This is a genomic window from Eubacterium segne, from assembly GCF_014287775.1.
Lineage (GTDB): Bacteria > Bacillota > Clostridia > Lachnospirales > Lachnospiraceae > Eubacterium_G > Eubacterium_G segne.
The window spans coordinates 44,254-56,151 of record NZ_JACOOZ010000005.1 but is presented as its reverse complement, the minus strand read 5'-3'; the positions used below and the strand labels follow the sequence as shown (position 1 = coordinate 56,151).

The 11,898-nt window shown below is 36.0% G+C and carries 11 protein-coding genes and 1 pseudogene; all 12 read right to left on the bottom strand.

Annotated features, from left to right (window positions below; translation table 11 throughout):
* Positions 1 to 77: 77 nt before the first annotated feature.
* A complete protein-coding gene (gene rny, locus H8S00_RS08070) occupies positions 78 to 1,631 on the bottom strand; it encodes a ribonuclease Y (RefSeq protein WP_021953156.1) in 1,554 nt (517 codons plus the stop codon).
* 151 nt (positions 1,632 to 1,782) lie between these two features.
* A complete protein-coding gene (locus tag H8S00_RS08065) occupies positions 1,783 to 2,400 on the bottom strand; it encodes a regulatory protein RecX (RefSeq protein ID WP_021953157.1) in 618 nt (205 codons plus the stop codon).
* A 12-nt stretch (positions 2,401 to 2,412) separates the two neighbouring features.
* Positions 2,413 to 3,450 (bottom strand): recombinase RecA, encoded by a 1,038-nt coding sequence (recA, locus tag H8S00_RS08060; RefSeq protein ID WP_021953158.1) that lies wholly within the window; start codon positions 3,448 to 3,450, stop codon positions 2,413 to 2,415.
* A gap of 164 nt (positions 3,451 to 3,614) precedes the next feature.
* Positions 3,615 to 4,181 (bottom strand): cytidylate kinase-like family protein, encoded by a 567-nt coding sequence (locus H8S00_RS08055; RefSeq protein WP_021953159.1) that lies wholly within the window; start codon positions 4,179 to 4,181, stop codon positions 3,615 to 3,617.
* 37 nt (positions 4,182 to 4,218) lie between these two features.
* A complete protein-coding gene (locus H8S00_RS08050) occupies positions 4,219 to 4,911 on the bottom strand; it encodes an LrgB family protein (RefSeq protein WP_021953160.1) in 693 nt (230 codons plus the stop codon).
* Positions 4,904 to 5,275 carry a CidA/LrgA family protein gene (locus H8S00_RS08045; protein WP_021953161.1) on the bottom strand — a complete coding sequence of 124 codons (372 nt, stop codon included), beginning with the start codon at positions 5,273 to 5,275 and terminating at the stop codon, positions 4,904 to 4,906. The genes H8S00_RS08050 and H8S00_RS08045 overlap by 8 nt, the downstream gene beginning before the upstream one ends.
* Positions 5,276 to 5,434: 159 nt before the next feature.
* Positions 5,435 to 5,659 (bottom strand): annotated as a pseudogene (locus tag H8S00_RS14095) (leucine-rich repeat protein); the annotation flags it as partial.
* Positions 5,660 to 5,671: 12 nt separating this feature from the next.
* On the bottom strand, positions 5,672 to 5,911 hold the full coding sequence (locus H8S00_RS08035; RefSeq protein ID WP_186840381.1) for a hypothetical protein: 240 nt from the start codon (positions 5,909 to 5,911) through the stop codon (positions 5,672 to 5,674).
* A gap of 152 nt (positions 5,912 to 6,063) precedes the next feature.
* Entirely contained in the window at positions 6,064 to 7,767 is a 1,704-nt protein-coding gene (locus H8S00_RS08030; protein WP_186840380.1) for a S8 family peptidase, read from the bottom strand.
* Between the two features lie 27 nt (positions 7,768 to 7,794).
* Positions 7,795 to 9,615 carry an ABC transporter ATP-binding protein gene (locus tag H8S00_RS08025; protein WP_186840379.1) on the bottom strand — a complete coding sequence of 607 codons (1,821 nt, stop codon included), beginning with the start codon at positions 9,613 to 9,615 and terminating at the stop codon, positions 7,795 to 7,797.
* Positions 9,615 to 11,369, bottom strand: coding sequence for an ABC transporter ATP-binding protein (locus H8S00_RS08020; protein WP_186840378.1), 1,755 nt, complete (start codon positions 11,367 to 11,369; stop codon positions 9,615 to 9,617). Before H8S00_RS08020 ends, H8S00_RS08025 begins: the two co-directional genes overlap by 1 nt.
* Before the next feature lie 23 nt (positions 11,370 to 11,392).
* Positions 11,393 to 11,833 (bottom strand): MarR family winged helix-turn-helix transcriptional regulator, encoded by a 441-nt coding sequence (locus H8S00_RS08015; protein WP_186840377.1) that lies wholly within the window; start codon positions 11,831 to 11,833, stop codon positions 11,393 to 11,395.
* Positions 11,834 to 11,898: the final 65 nt, after the last annotated feature.

Here is an 11,898-nt window from a genome sequence, read left to right as displayed (position 1 = left end):
AGTATATCATTTTTTCCTGTTTATGGGTAAAAAAAATAAGCCACCATAATTTAATATGATGGCTTAATGTAGATTATTTATTTTGCGTAATCAATGGCTCTTGATTCCCTTACAATATTTACCTTAATCTGACCAGGATATTCTAATTCACTTTCAATCTGCTTTGAAATATTTCTAGCCATAATAACCATATCAGCATCTGAAACCTTTTCAGGGATAACCATAACTCGAACCTCTCTACCTGCCTGAATGGCAAAAGATTTTTCAACTCCTTCGTATGAGTTTGTAATATCTTCTAACTGTTTTAATCTGTTTGTGTATGTCTCAAGTGTCTCACGTCTTGCACCCGGTCTTGCTGCAGAAATAGCATCTGCCGCCTGAACGATACAAGCTATAAGTGTTTCCGGTTCAACATCACCGTGATGTGCTTCCACAGCATTAATGATAACCGCCGATTCCTTGTATTTTCTACATAAATCAACACCTAACTGTATATGTGTTCCTTCCATTTCATGGTCAACTGCCTTACCTATATCATGAAGCAGACCCGCTCTCTTGGCTACTCTTACATCTAAGCCCAATTCAGCTGCAAGTAAGCCTGATAAATGTGCCACTTCAATAGAATGCTTCAGTGCATTCTGACCATAACTGGTTCTAAACTTCATCTTTCCTAAAAGTTTAACCAATTCCGGATGTATACCATGTACTCCCACTTCAAGTGTAGCTGCCTCTCCTTCTTCACGAATCATGGTTTCAACTTCTTTCTTAGCCTTATTAACCATTTCCTCGATTCGCGTAGGCTGGATTCTACCATCTACAACAAGCTTCTCTAAGGCGATTCTTGCCACCTCTCTCCTAATAGGATCAAATCCTGATAAAACAACTGCTTCCGGTGTGTCATCAATAATAAGATCAACACCTGTAAGTGATTCAAGAGTTCTAATATTACGTCCCTCTCTACCAATTATTCTACCTTTCATTTCATCATTAGGAAGTGAAACTACAGAAATCGTAGTCTCAGAAACATGATCTGTAGCACATTTCTGAATAGCATTTACAACAAGCTCTCTAGCTTTCTTATCAGCATCTTCTTTTGCCTGTGCTTCTAATTCCTTAACTAATTTTGCAGTTTCAATTTTAATTTCTTCTTCAACAGTTTTTAATAAATATTCTTTTGCCTGTTCGGAGGTTAATCCAGAGATTCTTTCAAGTTCCTGTACGCGCTGTTCGTTTAACTTATCTACTTTAGCTTTAGTCTCTTTTAACTCTTCTTCATGAGCTTTAAGACTATTTTCTTTCTTCTCAAGTGCATCTGACTTCTTTTCAACAGACTCTTCCTTGTTAAGAACTCGTTTCTCATAACGTTGAACTTCTGCTCTTCGTTCTTTGATTTCTTTGTCAAGTTCATTTTTGGTTCTAAGATTTTCCTCTTTAGCTTCCAAAAGTGCCTCTTTTTTCTTAGCTTCAGCTGTCTTAATGGCTTCATCAATAATTTCACGAGCCTTATCCTCTGCTGAGCCTATCTTCTTTTCAACAGTACTTTTTCTGATTGTAACTGCCACAAAAGCTGAAATCAAAGCAACTACAACTGCAATTCCAACGCATAAGAGTGTCCAAGTAGTATCACTCACAGGAGCACCTCCTTATTTAGTTTTCATTGTACATCACAACATATCCATTTTACTTTATTAACCAAGTTATGTCAAGCAATCTCACCGGTTATGTGACAAAAATGTAACAAAAATGTGCTACCAGACAGTTTGGCTGATAGCACATTTCCTCCTATAATGACATATCCGTATCATGAGAATATTGTCTCACAGCCGATTTTACATCATTATAATTATATCCTTTTCCTACAAGATAACGATATAACTTCTGTAATTCTTTTGGTTCTTCAAGATTATACCTCTTAATTCTTTTTTCCAATATTTTATTAAGAGAATGTTCGTCTGTATAATCGCTTTCTTCAAAGGCCTTATCAATAACATCCTTTTTTATGCCTTTAGTCATAAGATCCTGAACTATCTGTCTTTTACTTTTAGATTCGGACTTATATTCAATATAGAGACCGGCATATCTTAAGTCATCTATCAGATTATATTCTAAAAGATATGAAATGACCGATTGAATAATATCCTCAGGATAATTGCCGGATTTTAACTTATCATATATCTGCTTTTTAGTCTTATACCCGTCATCTAATATATAAAGTGCCCTTTCTCTGGCCCTCTTATATAATATCTCCCAAATCTCATTATATGACTTTTCATCTATGGTGGCATTCTCACTGATTTTGTATCTTCTGACCTCCCCTTTATATAGAATAAAGGAGATGCCATTATCCAATGTAATTTGAATCCGACTACCCTTCGGTATAGTTTTTACTACAGTATACATGTTGTTGCAATATTACTCCGTTTCAGTATTATTATCGGCATCTTTTTCCTCACTGCCGTCTAATGCATAAAAATCACGTACTTTTGTCTCTATTTCTTCCATAATGGTCGGATTTTCAAGAAGGTATTTTTTTGCATTCTCTCTTCCCTGACCAATCTTTTCAGAATTATATGCATACCATGATCCGCTCTTTATTACAACTCCACAGTTAGCTGCCAAATCAAGAATATCACCTTCTCTTGATATTCCCTTTCCAAACATAATGTCAAATTCTGCTTCCTTAAATGGTGGTGCAACCTTATTCTTAACCACTTTAACTCTTGCACGGTTACCTACCATTTCACCACCTGCCTTAAGTGTCTCCACTCTTCTAACATCAAGTCTGACTGATGCATAGAACTTCAACGCACGTCCACCGGTTGTTGTTTCCGGATTTCCAAACATAACACCGATTTTTTCTCTTAACTGGTTAATAAACACAACTGAACATCCTGTTTTATTAACTATTCCCGTAAGCTTTCTAAGTGCCTGTGACATAAGTCTTGCCTGCTGTCCCATATGAGAATCCCCCATATCTCCATCTATCTCAGCCTTAGGTACAAGAGCAGCAACTGAGTCCACTATAATAATATCTACAGCTCCGGATCTAACCATAGTCTCTGTAATCTCTAATGCCTGCTCGCCATAATCCGGCTGAGAAATATATAAATTATCAATATCCACACCTATAGCCTTGGCATATACCGGGTCAAGTGCATGTTCCGCATCAATAAAGCCTGCCACTCCACCTCTCTTCTGTGTTTCAGCAATCATATGTAGCGCAACCGTAGTCTTACCACTGGACTCCGGACCATATATCTCAATAATTCTGCCCCTTGGAATTCCTCCTATACCTAAAGCTAAATCCAAACTTAATGAACCTGTAGGAAGTGATTCAACATTCATCTTATTACCTGAATCACCTAATTTCATAATGGCACCCTTACCATGCTGCTTCTCAATCTGTGATATAGCTGCATCTAATGCCTTTAACTTATCTTCTTTATTCATATTAATCCTCGCTTATTTTAATCGAACTGTTGTTCGTTATTATGATAGTACATTATCCTATCCTTGTCAATATTAATTTGTCATATTATTTTGTTAAATATAATTATATACTTTATTAAAATAATATGCAACATGATTATTTATTTTTTAGAAATCCTACATTATTATACATTCTTTAACTTTAAATATTCATCAATCATTTCGCCTATTCCTGTTTTTTCCAGTTTTATTGCATTCAGGCACATATCATAATTACCTGCATACCCCCACTCTTCTCCTGTATAATATTTGTGATAACTCCTTCTTCTGTTATCTGTCTCATCAACTATTATTCCTGCCTTTCTTTCAGACACATTATGTTTTATTGCAATATTTCTAATGCGCTGTTTTTTTTCACCACATAAAAATATTCTTACAACATCGTCCCTGTCCCTAAAAGCATAATTTGATGCCCTTCCAATGATAACAAAATCACCATTTTTGACAGTTTTCCCAAGAGCCTCTTTCGGCGTGTTTCTTAAGTGCTGTTTCATTTCATCTGCTACAGTATCCATCATTAATTCAAGGGATACTTCATTAAAGAAAAAAGGATATTTTTCGTAAATATGTTCTTTCTTTGCAATTTTTTCCAGTTCTTTTTTGGTGTAACAGGGAATATTGTATTTTTCAGCTAAAAATCTTCCAATATCATCTCCATTACATCCACATTCTCTTGCTATTGTTATTATCATATATCCTCATTCTCCTAATTTTATAATTAATCTTCTATTACATAAAATTTGCATATAATGATGACAGTGCTACCGTAAGTATTCCTGATACCGCTATGGCAAGACTGCTCATTGCCCCTTCAACCTCACCTATTTCCAAGGCTTTCGCAGTTCCTATTGCATGGGATGAGGCACCAAAAGCCAGTCCCCTAGAAATCGGTTCATCAATTTTAAATATTTTGCAAATTAATTCTCCAAAAATATTTCCCAATACACCGGTAATAATTATTACAGCTACAGTTATGGTTACATATCCTCCCAACTCCTCCGATACACCCATTCCTATGGCTGTTGTTATGGATTTTGGAAGTAAAGTTACATATTCTTCATGAGACAAACCACAAATCAAGGCTAATGCCAGAACTGTTGTAAGACTTGTTATTGTACCTGCCACAAGTCCTAACATAACCGCCTTAAAATTTTTAAGGAGTAATCCCCACTGCTCATAAAGAGGTATTGCAAGACACACTGTTGCCGGAGTCAGTAGCCAGCTTAAGTATTTTGCCCCCTCATTGTAAGTGTAATAATCAACTTTTCCTACAACCAGAACCACTATTGATACCACAATTGAAATTAATAGGGGATTAAAAATTCCCAATTTAAACTTCTTTTTTAACAATGTTCCTATTAAATATGCCACCAAACTTAAAGTTACGCCGGCAAACATTGACTCTCTAAAAAAATCATTCATCCCTATCTGTCTCCTTATTTCTGCTTTTTCTTATAATCCACTGGGACATTCTGCCTGTGGCAACCATTACCGTTATAATGGTAACAGCCGTGATTATACATACAGGGACAAGCACCGATGCAAGCTTTCCCCAGCTATTCATTAATCCCACTCCTGCCGGAATGAACATTAACGGCATAATCTCAATAAGGAATTTTCCCGTTTCCCTAACTGCTTCTAATTTAATTAATCCTGTCATTAATCCAATAAATAATATTGCCATACCATATATTCCCGCAGGAATCGGAAGGGGAAGTATATATTTTAAGACTTCTCCTGCAAAGGATATTCCAAGTATAATTAAAAGTTGTCGTATATATTTCATCTTTTCTCCTATATATGATTATTTTGTATGTTCTAAATTATTATATAACCTGATTATTTAATGTCAATGTTACCAATATACTGTATTTTGCACTTGAAATACGTAAAAAATATGCGGCTGTCCGCCACACAAATGTCTTTAAACCGCATATTTTAAAAATTAATTTATTTTACTGTAATTTTGCACTTTATAGTTTTTCTTCCTGACTTCACAGTAATTACTGCTGTTCCTTTTTACCGGACTAAAATCTATGATAAAATTCTTTGCGAAACTGCTGACAGACTTAGGTAAAATAATAGTTTTAAGATTAGAGCGATCTGCAAATGCTCCCTCTGGAATGGTATTTGCCGTGTCCGGTATTTTAAGGTTTTCAAGGCTGCTACAATTATAAAATGCTTATTTTTCAATACGACTTACATCTGAAAAATCAAATTTCTTCAAAGATGTACAATCGCTAAAAGCACCTTCGGGATTTTCTCCATCTTCTACCTGAATACCAGCTGCTTCAAAAGTTTTCCCACCATGGCTTATTGCGTCCATTTCAGTATTTGCATATACGATTGTTCCCTCTTTTAATACTGTACACATAACCATTGCTGCCGACAGTCCGATTGCTAAAATGTGTTTCCATTTCATGTTTCTTTCCTTCTTTGTAACACATATTGCCATTCAACAGACAGTATCCAATATGGTATTTTTATGTTCTACTGAATAGTTAATCGCCCACACCGTTGTAAATTTTATTGCGTCTATATTTAATCGTCAATAGTGAAAATATTTAAAGTATATTATTTAGGTATACTCTCTGAAACACACAAAGCTCCCCACCCTGCCTGTTCGTTAGGCCACCTTGTAAATCCCGGAAGTTTTCTGCTTCCCTTTATAAGATAACTTTTCAATTTCTGCCCGTACAGAAAAGGATCATTTCCCCGAACTATCCCCCATTCCATCATTAAGGCCGCACTGCCACACACAAAAGGGGTTGCCATGGATGTTCCGGTTCTTACGGATACTCCCCCCGTATTTGATGCCGAACTTATATTCACTCCCGGTGCCACAATATCCGGTTTTACCTGATTTGTTTCTCTGGTAAATCCCCGTCCTGAAAAGGATGCCATTACATCATTAGATGAATTATATGCTCCAACACTTATTACCTTTGAAGACGTGGAAGGAACCGTAAGTGTTATATCAGGGTCAGGTCTTAAAAATGAGGTATTTTCGTTTATAATTCCTCCTTCCGGAAGCCACATATCATATCGTCCCGTAACTATATTTTCAGGTGTAAGTCTTATGGTCCATATTCCTGATTTCACATAATTTGAAACCGGTATAAGTTCAAAATATATTTCCTGATACTGGGTATAAGGCTTAGGAGTCCCATAAAACACATAAACATTTGTCTCATCTGTCTCATATTTATGTGCCCTGTTATAAATTTCAGTCACATCTATAATAAAGCCTGAAGGTGCAATTATCTGTACCCTAAATTCATCTGAAAAGTCTTTCCATAACTGAATACTAAATGCCTTTTGAAAACGTGATACCTGAACTTCCACATCTGTAGGCTCAAATACATATCCTCCTGCATGACCGGCACTGTCTCCCTCATTTCCCGCCCCCACGCATATGGATACCCTTCTACCGTCAGCCATGGAATCCAAATAAGTAGAAAGAAGAGATGTGCCATCATGAGAACCATAGCTATTGCCAAAGCTTAAGTTCATCGCCAAAGGCATTTTATAGCTTTCCGCCACCTTTATCATATAATCAACGGCCTCCATTAACTGAGTTGTTCTTGGAAACGACCTCTCCCCTGCTAAAGCCATCTTTACAATTACAAGACTGCTTTTTGTTGCGATTCCCAGATTATCATTTTTATTTTCAGCAAAATTGCCTGCTGCAATTCCTGCCACATGGGTTCCGTGTCCTGAATAATCCACGGAATTTACCGATTCATATGGATTTTCTGATTTTAAAGCCTCGTTAATTTCTTCTGCATTATAAACTCTGTCATTTGTCTGGTCCCACAAATTAAGTATTCTTGTGGTTCCATCCTGATTTCTAAAAGCCTCATGGGTAAAATCAATGCCACTGTCAGCTATTCCCACTATCACTCCTTCTCCAAAAAGACCATTGTTTTCATTATTTGCAAAGGTCTGCTGTACCTCATTTATACAGGATGCCTGTTTTCCCCTAAGCAGTGAAAATATAAGTGCTGTAGGCTTCTCAATGTAGGTAATCTCCTCCACATTAGCCACTTCATCTATCAATTCCTTTTTTACATTTAAAACGGCATAGCCGTTAGAAAGCTCTCTAACATCTACGCCGTTTATTTCCCTTACTTTATCTAAATTTCCTGTATACCTTACAATAAGTTCCCATACATCCTCTTCTGAATCAAAACCTGTCATTAATCCCTGAGATTTCATTAATTCCTCCTGTGGGATTTCCAACGCCAAACTAAGCGAATTATCTGATTTTTCCCCCATATTTCCCTCTTCTAATAAAATAATACATTAACATGCCTGTTCAAACTGACTGTTATACAAATCTGCATAAAATCCGTTTTTGCTCATAAGCTCCTGATGATTTCCACTTTCAATAATATCTCCATCCTTTAATACGAGAATTAAATCCGCATTTTTTATTGTAGACAATCTGTGGGCAATTACAAAGGATGTTCTGTTCTTCATAAGTTCATCCATGGCTTTCTGGATTTTCTGCTCAGTTCTTGTATCAATAGAACTTGTAGCCTCATCTAAAATCAAAATAGGTTTATCAGCTATCATTGCCCTGGCTATTGTAAGTTGCTGTTTCTGTCCCTGAGACAGGTTAATCTGATCATTTAAAATAGTATCATATCCATTTTGAAGTGTTCTTATAAAGTGGTCAAGACCAACTGCCTTACATGCTTCCCTCATTTTTTTCTCTGATTTATTTTCTGAACAATAAATCAGGTTTTCCCTGATACTTCCTTCAAACAACCATGTATCCTGTAATACCATACAGAATTTTGAGTGAACATCCTCTCTTTTAATATCTGCTGTGGATACTCCGTCGATTTTTATTTCACCACTGTTTATTTCATAAAAACGCATTAACAAATTAACCAGTGTAGTTTTTCCTGCACCTGTAGGCCCTACTATGGCTATTTTCTGACCTGCCTTCGCCTTAGCCGAAAAATCATTTATTATTATTTTGTCAGGCTCATACCCAAATCGTACATGAGAAAACTCCACATCACCTTTGGTATTGGTAATTATTGCCTTCTTATTACTTTCATCCTGCATTTCCTCTTCACCTAAAAACTCAAAAACACGGGATGATGCGGCACCTGCCGACTGCAACTGCTGAAATGCCTGGGCTAACTGTGACAATGGCTGGGTAAAATATCTTATATACATCATAAACGAAACAATAACACCAAAAGAAATATTTCCATTCATGGCAAGGGCAGCTCCTACCACGCAAACTGTAACATAACCGAAATTACCAATAAAAGTCATTAAAGGCATCATAAGTCCTGACATTGCCTGTGCCTTAAAGCCACTGTTTCTTAAAGCTTCATTTAATTCATCAAACTGCTTATTTGCCTTATCTTCTCCATTATAGGCTTTTACCACTGTATGACCTGAATATATTTCTTCTATATGACCATTTATTGCTCCAAGATTCATCTGCTGCTTTGTAAAATATTTCTGGGAATGTTTCATAATAACCATCATAAGGACAAGGCCTAATAATGTTGAAAGAACTCCGGCAATGGTCATTACAACATCTGTTTTTATCATCATTATAAGAGAACCTGCAAACAATGTAACAGCAGAAACCATTGTTCCGATACTCATGTTAAGAGATGTAGCAATCATATCTACATCATTCGTAACACGGGATAACACATCTCCAGTGGAATTATGATGATAGTAATTCATGGGAAGCTTATTAATTTTTACTGAAATGTCATTTCTAAGTTTTCTTGACACACACTGTGTAACTGTTGACATTATAAATCCCTGAGTTGCTGAAAGAATGGCACCAACACCATATAAAACAGCCAAAATCATTGCTGTTGACTTAATTTTATCCATATCCATTTTGGCATTAGGCATTATACCTTTTGTAATGGTATCTGTAATTTCCGATATCTTATCAGGGCCAATCAATGTTAAAACCGTTCCTCCACAGGCACATATTATTGCAATTATAATAAACGCCCAATAATTCTTACAGTATTTAAGGAGCTTGCTCCATGTGCCTTTCGTTACCTTTTCCTTTGACATTGCTACAGGCATTCCCGGATGTCTCATTCCTCTTCTATTTGTTGTTCTACCTTCCATTACGCCAATTCCTCCTTTGATAACTGAGAGTATGCGATTTGTCTGTATTCCTCACAGGATTCCATTAACTCACTATGAGTTCCTTTTCCTGCGATTTTTCCGCCATCTAACACAATAATTAAATCTGCATCCCTTATGGTTCCTATTCTCTGGGCTACAATTATTTTCGTAGTGTCGCTACACTGTTTTTTCAAAGCCGTACGCAGCTTTCTGTCAGTTTTATAATCAAGAGCTGAAAATGAGTCATCAAAAATAAGTATTTCTGCCTTCTTTGCTATAGCTCTTGCTATTGATAAACGCTGTTTTTGTCCACCTGAGAAATTATCTCCTCCCTGTGCCACATAACCATGGTATTTATCCTTGAGATTTTCCACAAAATCATCTGCGCATGCAATTTTTACGGCTTCCTTTACCTCATCAGGCGTAGCATCTTTCTTCCCATTATCACCATATGCAACATTTGATTCTACGTCCCCGGAAAATAAAATTGCCTTTTGGGAAACATATCCTATTTTATTTCTAAGTTCATTTTGTTTGTAATCTTTAACGTTTATTCCGTCAACTAACACTTCTCCGTCTGTTACATCATAAAACCTTGGAATAAGATTAATTACCGTACTTTTTCCACATCCTGTAGCTCCAATAAAAGCTATTGTTTCACCTTTATTTGCCTTAAAACTGATATTTTCCACAACATTTGCCGCAGCATCAGGATATGCAAAAGATACATTTTTAAACTCAACAGTGCCTTTTTCCTTAGTATCTCCATCTAAGCTACCGTCTTTTATGGTTATATCAGTATCTAAAACTTCTGTGATACGATTTGCAGCTACTGATGCCCTAGGCCAAATCATAAAAATCATAACCAGCATGATAAACGCCATAATAACCTGCATTGCATAGGAAGAAAATACAACCATATCTGAAAATAATGTAAGTTTCTTATTCATTGCCGCATTATTAATTAATATTGCCCCTATCCAATATATTGCAAGGGTAAGACCATTCATTACCCCCTGTATTCCCGGCATAAGAAATGCCATGGTTCTGTTTGCAAACATATTAGCAGATGTAAGTTCATTGTTAGCCTTTTCAAACTTTTCTTCCTGATACTCTTCTGCATTATATGCTCTTATTACATTTAATCCTGTAAGATTTTCCCTTGTAACCCTGTTTAAGTTATCAGTTAATACCTGCATCTTTTTAAATTTCGGAGATGCAAGAACAATACATGTAATAACAATTAATAATAAAATTACCAGTGCAACTCCTGTAGATGCCGTCCACTGCCAGCTTTTATTATAAATTTTAAGTATTGCCCATACAGCCATAATAGGTGCCTTGGCAATTGCCTGAAGTCCCATTACAATTAAAATCTGAATTTGTGATACATCGTTAGTAGTTCTTGTTATAAGGCTGGCTGTGGAAAACTTTCCAATTTCCTCCATGGAGAAATCCTGTACCTTATGAAACAACTTTTCTCTGATGGTTGCAGCAAAATCAATACCTGACTTAGCCGCTAATACTGCCACTGAAATACCTGAAACCAAACTTCCAAAAGCACACGCAAGCATTTTCCCTCCTGCAATTAAAATGTCCTGCATACTGCTGTCAGGGGTTTCAACTAACACTGTAATTTCAGACATGTAATCCGGAAGTTTCAAATCAAGCCATACCTGGGCTACAATGAAAACTAAAGCCATTAAAATAAAACATCTGTCTTTTTTCTCTAAATTCTTAAAAAGTTTAAACATCTATTAGTCTCCTCTACATACTATTAACTATCTGCGTTTTCACACAGCTTTATTATTACATTTACAAATGTATTAAGCTCCTCCTTTGAAATGCCTTTTGTATATTTTTTAGCTGCATGTTCCATATCTACGGCTGCAATACTGCAAAGCTTTATTCCTTCTGCGGTAATACGAACCTTTTTTATTCTCTTATCAAGGGAATCACCAAAACACTCAACAAATTTTTTCTGTTCCAATCTCTTTACAATACCTGCTGTGGTAGATTGTGCCAAATGCAATAATTTTTCAAATTCTTTCAGGGTGCATTCTCCCCCTCCATCTTTATTTAACCTCATTAATGCTCCAAGCTGCATCATTGTTAAATCATATTTTTTTAATAAATTATTGGCGTTTTTTTCAATGTTATCATGCAACTGCTTTATCATATAAAAGCAATCTTTCCTCTTATCTGTTATCTTATTCATAATATCCTCCGAAGTAGTGAATATACTAACACTTTAATCGCATACTGTCAATAGTGTGCGATTGA